Origin of the sequence: Maribellus sp. YY47, from assembly GCF_023111095.1 — a bacterium.
Classification (GTDB): domain Bacteria; phylum Bacteroidota; class Bacteroidia; order Bacteroidales; family Prolixibacteraceae; genus Draconibacterium.
Genome location: NZ_JALGYW010000006.1, coordinates 13,894 through 30,710, shown reverse-complemented (window position 1 = coordinate 30,710; position 16,817 = coordinate 13,894). Strand labels below are relative to the sequence as shown.

The 16,817-nt window shown below is 44.4% G+C and carries 13 protein-coding genes; 3 read left to right on the top strand and 10 right to left on the bottom strand.

The genetic code is table 11. From position 1 onward, the window contains the following. Positions 1–15 precede the first annotated feature (15 nt). Together ileS and MR764_RS06150 are read right to left on the bottom strand one after the other, a co-directional pair. Positions 16–3,450: an isoleucine--tRNA ligase gene (ileS, locus tag MR764_RS06155; protein ID WP_247978528.1), complete on the bottom strand. Its 3,435-nt coding sequence runs from the start codon at positions 3,448–3,450 to the stop codon at positions 16–18. Between the two features lie 196 nt (positions 3,451–3,646). Further along, positions 3,647–4,771: an aldose epimerase family protein gene (locus MR764_RS06150; RefSeq protein WP_247978527.1), complete on the bottom strand. Its 1,125-nt coding sequence runs from the start codon at positions 4,769–4,771 to the stop codon at positions 3,647–3,649. 173 nt (positions 4,772–4,944) lie between these two features. On the opposite strand from MR764_RS06150, the gene MR764_RS06145 reads away from it, so the two are divergent. Then, on the top strand, positions 4,945–6,531 hold the full coding sequence (locus MR764_RS06145; protein ID WP_247978526.1) for a sulfatase: 1,587 nt from the start codon (positions 4,945–4,947) through the stop codon (positions 6,529–6,531). Between the two features lie 75 nt (positions 6,532–6,606). Here MR764_RS06145 and MR764_RS06140 read toward each other — a convergent pair whose 3' ends face one another. Next, positions 6,607–7,395, bottom strand: coding sequence for a BtpA/SgcQ family protein (locus MR764_RS06140; RefSeq protein WP_247978525.1), 789 nt, complete (start codon positions 7,393–7,395; stop codon positions 6,607–6,609). 148 nt (positions 7,396–7,543) lie between these two features. Here MR764_RS06140 and MR764_RS06135 point away from each other — a divergent pair, with 148 nt between their 5' ends. Then, positions 7,544–8,257: a DUF1080 domain-containing protein gene (locus MR764_RS06135; protein ID WP_247978524.1), complete on the top strand. Its 714-nt coding sequence runs from the start codon at positions 7,544–7,546 to the stop codon at positions 8,255–8,257. A gap of 121 nt (positions 8,258–8,378) precedes the next feature. Further along, positions 8,379–9,317 (top strand): CPBP family intramembrane glutamic endopeptidase, encoded by a 939-nt coding sequence (locus MR764_RS06130; protein WP_247978523.1) that lies wholly within the window; start codon positions 8,379–8,381, stop codon positions 9,315–9,317. Here the strand turns inward: MR764_RS06130 and MR764_RS06125 are convergent. From MR764_RS06125 to MR764_RS06095, 7 genes are all read right to left on the bottom strand, one after another. Further along, positions 9,314–10,129, bottom strand: a complete 816-nt coding sequence (locus MR764_RS06125) for a hypothetical protein (protein WP_247978522.1) — start codon at positions 10,127–10,129, stop codon at positions 9,314–9,316. The genes MR764_RS06130 and MR764_RS06125 overlap by 4 nt on opposite strands. A gap of 150 nt (positions 10,130–10,279) precedes the next feature. Further along, positions 10,280–11,041 carry a succinate dehydrogenase/fumarate reductase iron-sulfur subunit gene (locus tag MR764_RS06120; RefSeq protein ID WP_247978521.1) on the bottom strand — a complete coding sequence of 254 codons (762 nt, stop codon included), beginning with the start codon at positions 11,039–11,041 and terminating at the stop codon, positions 10,280–10,282. A 40-nt stretch (positions 11,042–11,081) separates the two neighbouring features. Beyond that, complete coding sequence (locus MR764_RS06115; protein WP_247978520.1) at positions 11,082–13,022, bottom strand: fumarate reductase/succinate dehydrogenase flavoprotein subunit; 1,941 nt, start codon at positions 13,020–13,022, stop codon at positions 11,082–11,084. 13 nt (positions 13,023–13,035) lie between these two features. Beyond that, on the bottom strand, positions 13,036–13,725 hold the full coding sequence (locus MR764_RS06110; protein WP_247978519.1) for a succinate dehydrogenase cytochrome b subunit: 690 nt from the start codon (positions 13,723–13,725) through the stop codon (positions 13,036–13,038). Between the two features lie 267 nt (positions 13,726–13,992). Continuing rightward, a complete protein-coding gene (locus MR764_RS06105; RefSeq protein WP_247978518.1) occupies positions 13,993–14,898 on the bottom strand; it encodes a CobW family GTP-binding protein in 906 nt (301 codons plus the stop codon). 83 nt (positions 14,899–14,981) lie between these two features. Beyond that, the gene (locus MR764_RS06100; RefSeq protein WP_247978517.1) at positions 14,982–15,872 is read right to left on the bottom strand and encodes a homocysteine S-methyltransferase family protein; all 891 of its coding nucleotides are present in this window, start codon (positions 15,870–15,872) and stop codon (positions 14,982–14,984) included. Positions 15,873–15,876: 4 nt separating this feature from the next. Beyond that, entirely contained in the window at positions 15,877–16,545 is a 669-nt protein-coding gene (locus MR764_RS06095; protein WP_247978516.1) for a corrinoid protein, read from the bottom strand. Between the last annotated feature and the right edge of the window lie 272 nt (positions 16,546–16,817).

Genomic DNA, 16,817 nt, shown 5'->3' with positions numbered 1-16,817 from the left:
CTAAACATTATATTTCTACAACCTTTCGATTTCGATTTTGGCATTTACATCTTTGTCGATTTCCACCTCTTTTGCAAATACCTCATCTGCTTTATCTACAAGCTTCAACGCATCGGCAAGTGTTTGTGTACAGATGTATTCACGATGGTTTTCCAACGCCTCATTAAAGGCTTCATTTTTCTCAATCGAAAGCTTAATTCTATCCGTTACTTCAAAGTTACTTTCCTTGCGCAAATTCTGAATTTTATTGATGAATTCGCGGGCGATTCCTTCCTGTTTCAATTCTTCAGTAACATTGATATCCAAAGCGATGGTCATCTGCCCTTCAGTAGCTACTGTCCAGCCCGGAATATCTTCTGTCTGAATTTCAACATCTTCAAGCGCCAGCATCACTTTTTCGTCGCCAACGACCAGTTCGTATTCACCAGTGCTTTCAATGCCTGAAATGGTGGCCTGATCAAACTGATTTACCGCTGCAGCGATCTGTTTCATGATCTTACCGTATTTCGGCCCAAGAGTTTTGAAATTTGGCTTGATCTTCTTTTTAATCACCCCGGCAGTGTCGGTCAGAAATTCAACTTCCTTCACATTCACTTCTGCCAGAATTATACTCGAAACTGCTTCGAACTGTTCTTTAAAATGCGGATTTAATACCGGCACCATAATTTTCGCCAGCGGCTGACGCACTTTCAGTTTTTCTTTACGGCGCAATGCCAGAATCATCGACGAAGCTCGTTGAGCGATGTCCATTTTTTCTTCCAGGTCTTTATCGATCAGTGTTGCGTCGTACCCAGGGAAATCCAGCAAATGAACACTCTGATCGGCTTCTTTTCCGGTCACTTTGTTCAGGTCACTGAAAAGCAGATCGGCATAAAACGGTGCGATTGGCGCCATCAGTTTAGCCACTGTTGACAGACAAGTATAAAGCGTCTGGTATGCAGAAATTTTATCCTGTGAATATTCGCCTCCCCAGTAACGTTTGCGGCTCAAACGCACAAACCAGTTACTCAGGTTTTCAGTCACGAATTCCGAAATGGCACGGCCTGCACGGGTTGGCTCGTAACTTTCGTAGCTTTCGCCCACTTCTTTTACCAGTGAGTTGAGCAGCGAAATAATCCAGCGGTCGATCTCCGGACGCTGAGCCACCGGAATTTCTTCTTCGGCATATTTAAAGCCGTCAACATTGGCATAAAGCGAAAAGAAACTATACGTATTGTAAAGTGTTCCGAAGAACTTACGTTTTACTTCTTCTACTCCGGCAATGTCGAATTTCAGGTTATCCCACGGTTGCGCATTGGTAATCATGTACCAGCGCAGCGGGTCGGAACCATAATTCTCGATGGTTTCGAACGGATCGACTGCGTTACCCAGACGTTTCGACATTTTCATGCCGTTTTTGTCGAGCACCAGCCCGTTTGAAATAATATTTTTGAATGCTACCGATTCGTCGATCATGGTAGCGATGGCATGCAAAGTAAAGAACCAACCACGGGTTTGATCCACTCCCTCGGCGATAAAGTCGGCCGGGAATACACTTTTGAAATTTTCCTTCCACTCGAATGGGTAATGACGCTGCGCATAAGGCATCGCACCTGAATCAAACCAAACGTCGATCAGATCCGATTCGCGGTACATTTTCTGTCCGCTTGGCGAAACCAGAACAATCGGATCCACATGTGATTTGTGCAGGTCGATCTTTTCGTAGTTCTCCAACGAGTTGTCCCCCACTTCAAATCCATCAAACGGATTTTCGGTCATAAAACCGGCTTCCACTGATTTCTGAATTTCATTCATCAGCTCCTCTACCGAACCAATGCACAATTCTTCCTGAGCATCTTCGGTGCGCCAGATCGGCAGTGGAGTTCCCCAGAAACGTGAACGGCTAAGGTTCCAGTCCACCAGGTTTTCGAGCCAGTTTCCAAAACGCCCCGTACCCGTTGAAACCGGTTTCCAGTTGATGGTTTTGTTCAACTCCACCATCTTGTCTTTCACAGCAGTGGATTTAATAAACCATGAATCCAACGGGTAGTACAAAACAGGCTTATCGGTACGCCAGCAGTGTGGGTAACTGTGAACATGCTTTTCTATTTTGAAAGCCTTGTTCTCTTGTTTCAGCATCACCGAAATGTCGATGTCCACTGTCGGATCATCCTCATCCAGTTTATCGTCGTATTCGTTTTTTACCGGGCGACCGGCAAAGCCGTGGTATTTTTCGGTGTTGACATATTTTTCAACAAACTCGGGATCAAGGTCGATGGTCGGGTAGAAACGTCCCTTTCTATCTACCAACGCCTGCATTTTTCCATCGGCGTCTTTCACAACCAACGGAGAAATTCCGTGTTGTTTGGCCACGCGGTCGTCATCCGCACCAAAAGTAGGAGCAATGTGAACGATTCCGGTACCGTCTTCGATAGTCACAAAATCGCCAGTGATCACTTCGAAAGCTTTTCCTTCGGGTTTTACCCATTCGATCAGCTGTTCGTACTGAACACCTTTGAGTTGCCCGCCCGTATATTCAGCCAGCACTTTGTAAGGAATATTTTTATCGCCCGGATTGTATTCTTCCAATGCCATTTCGGCATTTTTTGCAGAGAAGTACACCGGGAAAAGATCTTTAGCCAGGATCAACGTAACAGGCAAACCGGTATACGGATTGAACGACCGAACTTTTACATAGTTAATATTGGGTCCAACACACAGTGCCGTATTCGATGGCAAAGTCCACGGAGTGGTCGTCCACGCCAGGAAGTACAGATCAGTATCCAGTCCTTCGAAAAGAAACTCTGACCGTTGGTTACGAATTGCCTTGAACTGCGCAATAGCCGTGGTGTCTTTTACATCGCGGTAACAACCCGGCTGGTTCAGCTCGTGCGAACTCAAACCTGTCCCGGCGGCCGGCGAGTAGGGTTGAATGGTGTACCCTTTGTACAACAATCCTTTTTGGTAGATCTGTTTCAGCAGCCACCAAACCGATTCAATATAGCGGTTGTCGTAGGTAATGTACGGATCGTCCATATTTACCCAGTAGCCCATTTTACGGGTGAGTTCTTCCCACTCGCGGGTGTATTTCATCACCTCTTTTTTACAGGCCTGGCTGTATTCTTCTACGGTAATTTTTTTGCCAATGTCGTCTTTGGTAATACCGAGCGCTTTTTCAACACTCAGTTCCACCGGAAGTCCGTGCGTATCCCAACCGGCTTTGCGGTGAACACGAAATCCTTTCATGGTTTTGTAACGACAGAAAATATCTTTGATCGCACGCGCCATTACGTGGTGAATGCCGGGCATTCCGTTTGCCGATGGCGGGCCTTCGTAAAATACAAAAGTGGGGTGCCCTTCGCGCGTGGAAATACTCTTGTGAAAAGTATCATCGTTTTCCCAACGCTCCAGCACATCTTTGTTGATTTGCGATAAATCTAATTGTTTGTATTCCTGAAATTTATTCCTCATATAATCACCTTCCTAATCTGCTGATTTTAAAAAATATGCAAATATAGAAATTTTTTTAGGGGCTGAACTCAAAAATGAGCTTAATGGCAGAATGTTACCTAATCCTTTTTCGATGAGCATCCGAATCAGATCGAGCCTTAAAAAACAAAAAGGCCCGGAAACCTCCGAGCCTTCTCAATATCTTTGAAACAAGGTATTATTCTACACCAAATTTATAGACGCAAATTGAGTAGTATTTGCTTCCCGGCTCCAAAATAGTCGATGGGAATTCGGGTTTGTTCGGACTGTCAGGGAAGTGCTGTGTTTCCATACAGAAAGCACCTCTGAATACATACGGAACACCTTCTTTTCCAACCGCCTTTCCATCCAGGAAATTACCGCCATAGAACTGCATGCCGGGCTCGTTGGTATACACTTCCATCGTACGACCGGTTTGCGGCTCAACTACTTTTGCCGCAAAAGTCAATCCGTCGGCAGCTTGGTTCAACACCCAGTTGTGATCGTAACCATTACCCAATTTCAGCTGTTCAAAATCGTCGCCGAGGCGGGCACCAATAGCTATCGGAGTTCTGAAATCCATCGGAGTTCCTTCTACCGGTGCAATTTCGCCGGTTGGAATCAACCCTGCATCTACCGGAGTGTAATTATCAGCATTGATCTGTACCACGTGCTCATTTACATCACCTTGTCCGGCACCTTTCAGGTTAAAAAACGAATGGTGGGTCAGGTTAACCGGGGTAGCCTTATCGGTAGTTGCCCAATATTCGATTTTAATTTCGTTCGCATCGGTAAGTTTATACTGAACTTTCACATCCAGATTTCCGGGATAACCCTCTTCCCCGTCGGGAGAATGATAAGTCAGCACCAGTGTTTGATCATCGGGTTGCTCGACATCCCAAACCACATTATTATAACCAACAATTCCACCATGCAATGCATTTTCACCATTGTTTTTGGCAAGTGTATAAACGGTATCATTAATCGTAAACTGACCATTGGCAATGCGGTTTCCATAGCGGCCAATCAACGAGCCAAAGTACTTCTCGCTGGTTTTCAAATATTCATCTATTGTATTAAAGCCTAAAACGATATCACCAAAGTTCCCTTGTTTATCGGGAGTCCATAACGAAACAACTTTCCCGCCAAAATTGGTAATTTGCGCGACCATTCCCTGGTTGTTTTTCAAGGTGTAAAGATCAATCGGTTTCCCGTCGTGCTCGACTTCGAAGTTTGCTTTGTCGATCAAAACAGGTTGTTTGGGTTGTGGTTGCGAACAAGAGAAAAGCAACATCAGTGCGAAAATAAACCAGGTATTTTTCATTTGTTTAAATTTAAATTGTGAAGGTATTCGATGAAGTTCGCTCAATTTATCAGAGCTACTTTCATCTTCATTTTTTTAATCGTTACTATTGACAAATAATTGAATTTTGAACGGAAAGTTAAAAGTACATTTAAACTTTTAAAGGAAAAACAATCATCCAAAAATCTAAACCCATGAAAACTATTTTTCTTCAAGTTTTTCTTTTCAGCGCCTTTTTTTTGTGTTTTGAAGGCTGTCAACCCAGTAAAGAAAAAATTCAAAAACCCAACATTTTGTTTGCCATTGCCGACGATGCTTCGTGGAAACACTTCGGCGCTTATGGCTGCCAATGGGTGAATACTCCGGCTTTTGACCGGGTGGCCAGCAACGGAATTTTATTTACCCGCGCCTATACTCCCAATGCCAAATGTGCGCCGTCGCGGGCTTGTATTTTAACCGGTCGCAACAGCTGGCAACTCGAAGAAGCCTGTAACCACTCTCCTCATTTCCCGGTCAAGTTTAAAACTTATGCCGAAGCTTTGGGTGAAAACGGGTATTTTGTGGGAAGTGTTGCCAAAGGATGGGCACCCGGAGATCCCGGAAAAACAGACGGAAAAAACCGTCAACTTACCGGCCCAAAATTTGATGAATTTACTACCACGCCACCAACCAGCGAAATCAACAAAAATGATTATGCCCGTAACTTTGAAGCTTTCCTGAAAGCAAAACCCGAAGGACAACCTTTTTGTTTTTGGTACGGAAGCACCGAACCACACCGCGGCTACGAATTTGAATCGGGAATAAAAAAGGGTGGAAAAAATACCGCTGAAATTGATGAAGTCCCGGCTTTTTGGCCCGATGTAGATATCATTCGAAAAGACCTGCTCGACTATGCTTTTGAAATTGAGTATTTTGATTCGCACCTTCAGAAAATGCTAGAAAAACTGGAAGAACTGGGTGAACTGGAAAATACAATTGTGGTGGTTACCGCCGACAACGGCATGCCTTTCCCAAGAATAAAAGGACAAGTATATGAATACTCAAACCACTTACCCCTGGCAATTATGTGGCCCAAAGGCATTAAAAATCCAGGACGAGTGGTCGACGACTTTGTCAATTTTATCGACTTTGCGCCTACGTATTTCGAGCTTGCCGGTGTTGATCCGGGTAACGCAGGAATGCAGCCAATATCAGGAAAAAGCCTGACCGATATTTTCAATTCAGAAAAAGAAGGAACGGTAAACCCCAATCGCAATTTTGTTTTGGTGGGAAAAGAACGCCACGATGTGGGCCGTCCGAACGATGAAGGATATCCCGTCAGAGGTATTCTTAGCGACGGGTTTTTGTACCTCCACAATTTCGAACCCGATCGCTGGCCGCTGGGAAATCCGGAAACCGGTTATCTGAACTGCGACGGAAGTCCAACCAAAACTTACATTCTGGATACCCGCAGAAAAAAAGGTGTGATGGAATACTGGCAACTTAATTTTGGCAAACGTGAAGAGGAGGAATTGTATGATGTTTTGAAAGATCCGTATTGCATGAACAACCTGGCCGCCGACACTAATTACCTGGAAATAAAAACCCGGCTGGAAACAGAAATGAAAGAAAAACTTACTCAACAAAACGACCCACGAATTTTGGGAAACGGCGATATTTTTGACAATTACGAGTATTCGGGTGCCGTGCGAAATTACTACAACCGTTACATGGGAGGCGAAAATGTTCCGGCGGGCTGGGTGAATAAAACAGATTACGACAAAGACCTGATGAAAGAATAGAAAGAAATTCTACCGGTTAAGTCGAAAAACGATGGCAGCAAGTATCCACAAGTGCCAGGTATCAAATTCCATAAGCTATCTGCTGAGTTGGTTTATAGTAAGCATAAAATGTTTCACGCGTTCCCGGTCTACCTCATTCTTCCAGTTTCCGTCCTTTTTCAGCGACGATCCGATAATAAATCCATCTGCCCAGTTCCAGTATTCGTGGATATTCCCGGCGTCGATACCCGAACCAATAAGTACAGGAATTTTTACCGAGCTTTTCACCTGTTTCAACTCCTCCAACGATGGTTTCTCCCCGGTTGAACTCCCGGTAACAATCACTCCGTCCGAAAGAAAAAACTCAGCTGCTTTAGCTGTTTCCGCAATCGAAACATCAGCCGACACTGCGTGCGACGAATGCTTCTTTTTGATATCGGTGAATATTTTCACCCGATCGGCACCAATTTGTTTCCGGTACCTCAGCAACGCTCCGGCATCGCTGTTCATCATTCCTTCGTCGGCTAAATGCCCGAAAACAAAACCTTCTGAACGAATAAAATCAAATCGGGCAGCCAGTGCTACGGCCAGTGCTGCTTTGTTGGCTCCAGCCAAAATTTGAATTCCCAGCGGTATTTTTACTACAGAACGAAGTGCACAGGCAATGGCTGTCATCGATGCTACAATCTCGGGCCCCACTTCGCGATTCAGGTAAGGGCGGTCGTGCATGTTTTCGATCATGATGGCATCCACACCTTCTTCCTGAAGAATCTCCGTATCAGCAAGCGCATTGGCTATCAACTCAGAGATAGATGCATCGCTTTTAGGTGTTCCGGGCAAAGCCCCCACATGCACCATCCCAATTATGCTTTTGTTCAGTTTCAAGGAGTATTTTTTTGATATCGGTTAAAATTAAACGTAATCCACTAAAATACCTCATTATTAGACAAAAAAGAAAGTGATTTTGTCTGAGTTGTTTCAGGCTGAATTTGTATTTTTGAAAGACAATCTAAATCCTAAATTCAATTGCCTAATGAAAACATTTAGCGGATTACTCGCGTTGGGAATCATCCTACTGATTACCTCGTGCCAGACAGAACAAAAAACCAACACCCTCACCAAAAAAGAAATAAAAGAGGGTTGGGAACTCCTTTTCGACGGAAAATCGCTCGACAACTGGAAAACCTTTAACGGGGGCCCGGTTGCCGGCTGGAAGATCGTAAATGATGAGTTACAAAATTCAGGCGTTGGCTCCGATCATGGTGGCGACATTGTTACCAAAAAAGAATATACCAATTTCGAATTGTACGTGGAATGGAAAATTTCTCCCAAAAGTAATTCCGGTATTTTTTATCATGTTCAGGAAGGATTGACCAACTCCATCTATGAATCAGGCCCTGAATACCAGCTAATTGACGACAAAGGCTGGCCCAACAAGATTCACAATGACCAATACACAGGAGCGAACTATGCGATGAATGCGCCCGAAAATGCTGAAGTAAAACCTGTGGGAGAATGGAATACCACCCGTATTATTGTGAATGGTCCGCATGTAGAACACTGGCTAAACGGCACGAAAGTAGTTACTTACGAATTATGGTCGGATGACTGGAACGCCAGAAAGGCTAACAGCAAATGGGCAGATGCCCCTGAATACGGGATGGGCAAAAGTGGTCACATCGGACTGCAGGACCACGGCGGCTTAACCATGTTCCGGAATATGAAAATCAGGGAAATTAAGGAGTAATTTTTAGCGACTTGTTGTGATTCATTGTAATTAATAGTTGTTTTCGTAAATGAAAAACAACAAATTACTATCTGTTACCATCAATTACAATTCTTTTATCTTTACCCCAAAATCGTAAAATATGGCAATTACCGCATTCAGGGGAATGAAGCCGTTCCCTCAACTTTTGTTTTCAGCTTTTGTAATTCTGGTTTGTTTTTTAACCTTCCTGATCCTGTCTCTGATAATTGCTGTACCTGTTTTTGGGTTCGATTCGCTACTGAATCTTCCCACACTTACCGACCTGGAAAATCCTGAAAGTCTGAACTTCCTGAAATACTTTCAAACCGTTCAGGCGATCGGTTTGTTTGTGCTTCCGCCGCTCATTCTCGCTTATCTTTACCAGGGAAGTGTATCAAAATATCTTTATCTGAATACATCGTTCCGGGGCTCAACTTTCCTGTTGGTAATTGTACTAATGGTTTTTATGATGCCCTTTATCAATTTCACCGCAGAATTAAACAGCCGCCTGTCGTTGCCCGGGTGGTTATCGGGCGTGGAAGAATGGATGCGGAACTCGGAAGATGAAGCGGCCCGTCTAACCGAAGCGTTTCTGGATGTAAAAACCATTCCCGGACTTGCATTCAATCTTTTTATGGTAGCTTTTTTACCGGCTATCGGTGAAGAATTGCTGTTTCGCGGAGTTATTCAGAAGATATTCACCCGGATGACCCGAAATCATCACTGGGGAATCTGGATATCGGCCATTCTTTTCAGTGCCATGCACATGCAATTTTTTGGCTTCTTTCCACGCATGTTTCTCGGTGCTGTTTTTGGATACCTCCTGGTATGGAGTGGATCGATGTGGCTCCCGATGCTGGGACACTTCTTAAACAATGCAATGGCTGTTATTGCCATGTTTTTGGTGAACAACGGAACCATTGGAGAAGGAATGGAAGATTATGGCGCTACAAGCTATTTTGCCGCAACCTTCAGTTTTTTGATTATCGCTGCTATTTTATACCTGATTAAAAAGGAAAACAATGCCAACGCGATTGTTGCCCGCGACATGGTGTTTTAGTTAAACTGCATAAACAAATCGCGCTGAACAAACCTGGGTTTTTCTTCTGCTTTTTCCGTCAAAGAAACCTCATTTTCTGTCTCCTTTGTTTGTTCAACGTTTTGCTTCTGTAGCAATTTTCTCTCTTTCCGGCGCAACACGTAAACAATACCAAACTCTTCGGCCAGATTGCGTTTTTCATCTTCTGAACCTGCTTCCAGTTCCAGGTGAGTTTCGATTTCGGTCCACAATTGAGAGATAAAGTCGTTGGTCGATTTACGCAACTGCTGCATTTTCTCGAAAGCCCTTAGCGTATTTCGTTTCAGGTTTTGCTGAAATATGGCTGCATCGCTAAATTCTTCCAATTTGAATTTTACCAACGCGATTGACGGACTGTAAATAGCGCTTCCGCCCTGACGAACCCGGTTTTGCTCACCATTCACCACAATCCTTCCCCATTCCAGTATTTCCTGTTCGGTGTTGAGTGAAGGAAGTTTTCCACCCATTTCCTGTAAATTCCCGTAAAATTTTAGTCCACCTTTTATTTCACCTCTTTCCGAAGCAAATAACAAAACCTGAATAAAATGGGAAAGATATAAACGTGCAGTTTCCTGCGTTGCCTTGTAATTTTTGTTATTATCCGACTGCTGCTTAATGTTCAGTTCGTAGTGCTTCAGAGCATTTTCAAACTGGGTTTTCACGTTTTGAAGCTCTTCTATCGAATGTTTGGCAAAAGGAATATTTCGGGTGGTAATTGTACTTACCTTATTTAGTGCTGCTTCCAGTGCACGAAGTCGTGCTTTGTCCGTTGTGGGTAATCTTCTGTATGGCATTTGTCCTACTTGTTTCTGCGAATTTAAAGAATCGGCAATCCAAATGCAGGTCTTCGCCTTCTAACTTATACACATCCGGTTGTGAATTATGTGCAAAAAAAGGCCTTCCCGGATGAAGAGAAGGCCTTTTGTCTATAATAAGTTAACAAACTATCTGCTCAAACGGGCTTTTAAATACTCCCTGTTCAGACGGGCAATATTCATGATAGAAATGCTTTTCGGACACTCAGCTTCGCAAGCGCGGGTGTTGGTACAACCGCCGAAACCAAGTTCATCCATTTTTGCTACCATGCTCATGGCGCGTGTTTTAGCTTCCACTTTTCCCTGTGGCAATTTTGCCAAATGAGAAACTTTAGCAGAAACGAACAACATTGCCGACGAGTTTTTACACGCAGCCACACAGGCGCCGCAGCCGATACATGCCGCAGCATCCATCGATTCTTCTGCATCTTCGCGGGCTACAGGAATTGCATTGGCATCGGGCACACCACCGGTATTAACCGATACAAAACCACCGGCCTGAAGAATTTTATCAAATGCACTACGGTCTACTACCAGGTCTTTAATTACCGGGAAAGCACGGGCACGCCAGGGTTCAATAGTGATGGTTTCGCCATCTTTGAACTTACGCATGTGCAACTGACAAGTAGTTACTTCTGTATCTGGTCCGTGTGGGCGTCCGTTGATGTACAGACTACAGGTTCCGCAAATACCTTCGCGGCAATCGTGGTCAAAAGCGATCGGGTCAATTCCTTTTTCAATCAGGTCGTTGTTTAAAATGTCCATCATTTCAAGGAAAGAAGATCCGGTCGAAATATTCTCGATCGTATAAGTCTCGAATCTTCCTTTGGATTTGGCATTCTTTTGCCTCCAAACTTTTATTTTGAGTTGTTTCAGAATTTTATCAGCCATTTCTTTTCGATTTTAAGATTAATAGATTTGAGTAGTGAGACTACTTGTAACTACGTTGTGTGAGTTTCACATTCTCAAAAACCAAATCTTCTTTGTGTAATACCGGCTCGTTGCCTTCTCCCTTATATTCCCAGCACGAAACGTAAGTAAACTGCTCGTCGTTACGTTTTGCTTCGCCTTCTTCGGTTGCCGATTCCAGGCGGAAGTGACCACCACACGATTCGTTCCTGTCGAGCGCATCACGAGCCATCAGTTCACCAATATCGAAAAAGTCGGCTACACGTCCTGCTTTTTCCAACTCAGGGTTCAGGTTATCCAGTTCTCCAGGGATTTTAACGTCCTTCCAGAACTCAGCCCGCACTTCCTGAATTTCTTTAATGGCTGTTTTCAAGCCTTCTGCATTACGGGCCATTCCCACGTATTCCCACATAATGTGTCCAAGTTTCTTGTGGAAATAATCAACCGGTTTTGAACCTTTAATATTGAATAGTTTTTCAATCCGATCGGTAACTGCTTTTTCTGCTTCAGCAAATTCTTTCGCATTTACATCGGTTTTTGGAGTCATGATTTCATCTGCCAGGTAATCACCAATGGTGTAAGGCAATACGAAATATCCGTCAGCCAGTCCCTGCATCAGTGCAGAAGCGCCCAAACGGTTAGCTCCGTGGTCAGAGAAGTTGGCTTCACCAATCGAGTATAAACCCGGAACAGTTGTCATCAGGTTGTAGTCAACCCAGGTTCCACCCATTGAATAGTGAATAGCCGGATAGATCATCATCGGCTCTTTATACGGATCAGTATCGGTGATCTTTTCGTACATCTGGAACAGGTTTCCGTAACGGGCTGTAATTACATCTTTACCCAGTCTTTCAATTGAATATTTGAAATCGAGGAATACAGCTTTTCCTTCGGCATTTACACCAAAACCTGCATCGCAGCGTTCTTTTGCAGCACGCGAAGCAACGTCACGCGGAACAAGGTTACCGTATGATGGATATCTTCTTTCGAGGTAAAAATCGCGGTCTTCGTCAGCGATATCGTTCGGGCCAATTTCGCCTTTTTGCAGTTTTACTGCATCTTCCTTTTTCTTTGGAACCCAAACACGACCGTCGTTACGCAACGATTCCGACATCAACGTCAGTTTCGACTGCTGATCGCCGTGAACCGGAATACAGGTCGGGTGAATCTGCACAAAACAAGGATTCGCCATTACAGCTCCTTTTTTGTAGCATTGCCAAGCGGCCGATCCGTTACTTCCCATTGCATTGGTTGAAAGGAAGAATACGTTTCCGTAACCACCTGTTGCCACCACTACGGCGTGTGCTCCAAATCTTTTGATTTTTCCGGTTACCAGGTCACGGGCAATAATACCACGTGCTTTTCCGTCAATTTTAACCACGTCCAGCATTTCGTGACGGTTGTACATTTCAACAGCGCCTTTGGCAATCTGACGGTTCAGCGCCTGGTAAGCACCGATTAACAACTGCTGTCCGGTTTGTCCGCGTGCATAAAACGTACGGCTTACCAACACCCCGCCAAAAGAACGGTTGTCGAGCAAACCACCGTATTCGCGACCAAACGGAACACCCTGTGCCACACACTGGTCGATAATATTTGGTGAAACTTCGGCCAAACGGTAAACGTTGGCTTCGCGTGCACGGTAGTCACCACCTTTAATGGTATCATAAAACAGACGGAAAACCGAGTCGTTGTCGTTCTGGTAGTTTTTTGCAGCGTTGATACCACCCTGCGCGGCAATCGAGTGCGCACGACGCGGGCTGTCCTGGTAACAAAATGCTTTTACTTTATATCCAAGTTCGGCCAGTGAGGCAGCTGCAGAAGCACCACCCAAACCGGTACCAACCACAATAATTTCCAATTTACGCTTGTTGGCAGGGCTCACCACTTTAATAGTCGCCTTGTGCTTGGTCCACTTTTCTGCCAATGGCCCCTGAGGTATTTTACTATCTAAAATGCTCATAATTCTTTCCTTTTTAATTGTACAATCCAAACATGAAATAAAGCGGGATAATCGCAAAACCAAGGGCAACTACTACGGCATAAATCTGGCCAACAATCTGCCATCTTTTTAACCAGTATTTGTTGTTTAACCCCAGTGTCTGGAATGACGACCAGAATCCGTGTGAAAGGTGCACTCCCAACAAAATACCACCAAGGATGTACAATACACACAGGGCAGTACTGCTCATAAAAGCTCCCGAAACAAGGGCATAGGTATTCTCCATATGCTCCCCGGCAACGAGTACTTCAGTGAGTGAAGGATCGCCGGTAAATTTAATCTTCACAAAAAAGTCGAGGATGTGGATGATCAGGAAAACCAGCACCAGCGCTCCGAGCACCAGCATGTTGCGCGATGCCCATGAACTGGCTCCACTCATGTTCTTTTTGGCATACTTTACCGGACGTGCTTTCCAGTTTTGGTACTCCAACGTGAACGACCATAAGATGTGAACTATGAATCCCAATCCTAAAATGGGTTCCATTACCTTGATAAGTGGGTTGGTAGCCATAAAATGAGCTCCCTGATTAAACAGATCACCACTGTCATCAAAAATAAGTAACAGGTTGAGCCCCAAATGGACCGCAATGAATACCATCAGGAAGAGCCCTGACAAACTCATTATGAACTTTCTTCCAATTGAGGCAGTTAAAAATTTGCTCATAATCTATTAATATTTTGGTTGATTTAATAACTCTTTAAAAGAGCAACACAAATGTAGACGAACACCTTTTTATCCGCAAAAAAGGCGTTCTAAAATAGCTAATTTAAAATGTTTCTACAAACAATTTAATTTTCGGTTTAAATTGGAGGCCGGAAGTCGGTTAAACAAGCGCAAAAGCCGCTGGTTTTTGTACGGAGGCATAAGAACCAATGCTTGATTTCATGAAAATTGAATGCTAATCCCGCACAGGGAAAACGCTTTTCTCCACTATTTTCGGGGGAGTTCCCGAAAGGCCCGGCTCCAATCGCGCAGGGAAAACTGATCACTTAAAGCAACCAGTTCCGTCGGGAGAAAATCGTCGTCGACTTTGGTTACCGAAACCTTATCGAATGTGCATTGAACTGCCGCAACTTTTTGCCCCGGCATCTTCACATAGCCTTTTATTCGATAGGCTTTGGGCGCCCATTCGTTCAAAAACGCAAGCAAGGCTGCCTCAGATACTTCTTTCTTCGTTTTTATAACCATCGAATTTACAGCAGGACGCGGCATTCCCTGTACTTCGTCAGGATAAAATTTGCTAATTGTACCAACTCCCCATTGAAAATCGATTTGACAAAACGAAGTCGATCTAATTTCTGCAAAGGGATTTATCTTTTTGATTTCTTCGAGAAGATTATCTGTATCATTCCGGGCAAGATCAGTTTTATTCACCACAACAAGGTCGGCCATCCGAAGTTGATGATTCACGCGCTGCCTCATCAAGCCCACCTTCCCAAAATTCCCGGCATCAACAATACAGCAGTTCGACGCCAGAAATACCTTTTCAGCAAGCTGTCCCGAAGAAAGCACTTCCGCCACCGATGTAGTATCCGAAAGCCCCGACGCTTCCACAATTACCACATCCGGTTGATGTTCATCAACAAAACGTTCAAGCGAACGGGAAAAATCCCCCAGCAGACAATCGCAAAACACCGATCCGTTTTTGAACTCCAGCAACTGAAAATTTCCTCCACATTTTCTCAGCTCCATCCCGTCGATATTCGAAGGGGCAAATTCATTCTGAACGATCCCGATTTTTAATTTCGACGCATTTTGTTCGATGATCCGTTTCAGAAAGGTGGTTTTTCCGCTTCCCAAAAAGCCCGAAACAATATGAAGTGGAATTTTATTCATCTTTTTACCGCTGTGTTTCTACATGAGTTCTCTGATAATTCTGTGGTTAATTTTCTTTTATTTACCACAGAGAGCATAGAGAATTACACCAAATTATTTTTTAACCTCTCTTCCCCCAACATCCAAATATGTTCAGGCGTTGTTCCGCAACAACCGCCGATAACATTCGCACCGACCCTTAGTAACTCCGGTACCAGCCTGGCCATTTCTTCGGGAGTTTCCGGGAAAAATGTTTCACCGTCCCGGTAAACAGGAATCCCCGCACTGGGATTTAGCAACACCGGAATATCGGGATTTGCTTTTCTGATTTCCTCAACAATTCCGATCATACTGAACATTCCGTTACCACAGTTGGCGCCTATCATATCGGCACCGGCTTCAATCAATGGGTTAACCATTTCTTCAGGGCTTACACCCATTATTGAGCGAAATTCCCCGGTTGCCGTTTTCCCGAACGTCATCGTACAAAAAACTTCACACCGTGTATTTTCCCTTGCCGCCCTGATCGCAATTTGTGCTTCGTCGAGATCGGTCATGGTTTCAATCAAAATCGCATCGGCGCCACCCGCTTCCAGGCCCAACACCTGTTCTTTGAAAGCTTCATATAGCTCCTCTTCACTCACGTCACCGGTTATGAGTATTTTCCCGGTTGGCCCAACTGATCCGAGCACGAACTTATCGCCGGCCGCTTTACGACTTAATTCGGCAGCGCGCTTATTCAGTTGAAAAACCTTATGGCCTAACCCATACTTCTCGAGTCTGAAACGATTGCCCCCAAAACTGTTGGTTTTTACCATATCGGCTCCCGCACTGATATAACTCGCCGCAATGTCGGTCACATCACAGGGATGAGAGAGGTTCCACTCTTCCGGACATTCACCGGGCTTTAATCCTTTTTGCTGAAGAAAGGTTCCCCAGGCGCCATCCGACACCAAAATTTTCCCTTGCTTTATTTGCTCAACGATTTTGCCCATTTTCTCAGCGTACTACCGAATTCAGGTATTCCACCAGTCCCTGCGGATCGGCAGCATAAGCGTTTGCTCCGATTCTGTCACAAAAGTCCTGGTTCACCGGCGCACCGCCCACTACAATAATAGCATCCGGAATCTCGGCTCTGATCGCCTTTGTAATTCTCTCCATACTCATCATGGTCGTGGTTAACAGCGCCGAAAGCCCGAGAATTGCATTCTGATGTTTCTTTAACGCCTCGATAAACGTTTCTGCTTTCACGTTCGTCCCCAGGTCAATAACCTCCCAACCGTTTCCTTCCACCATCATCGAAACCAGGCTCTTGCCGATATCGTGAAAATCGCCTTCCACCGTGCCGATTATAAAGGTTCCTTTTTGGGTGACTTGTCCCGATAAAAAATAGGGTTTGAGATGAACAAGCGCTTTACTCATCGCTTTGGCCGACATCAACACCTGGGGAACAAAAACCTTGTTTTCGCGAAACTTTATCCCAACATTCTCCATGCCGGGCATCAGTGCCTGGCTCAGAATTTCCTGTGTACTTATCCCTTCCATCAGTGCCTGCTGTGTAAGCTCGTCAACTCCGTCTTGTCCCTTCATTTCCACCGGGAAAGGCGCTTCCCGATTGATCTTTCCCATTTCAATGCACTCCGAAATTTTCTGAAGAATCTCTTTCATAGTTCTTACTTGCAAAAGTTTTGTATCTGATGTCTACAAATTCAATAGCCACATCCACCGCGAAAAGTACTATTTCCGCGACAAAAATGGAAATTATTACCGTATACGCTTACCGGCTAACATCTGACACATATTTTCTGAACTAAAATCTTTTGAAACACAACCAGAACGCACTAAAATGCCTGCTCCCCTTCAATCATTCACTCTATCCATCCTAAAATCTCTGAAAATGAAACAAAAGGTACAACAGTCCGGACAGCTCCCCAAACAAA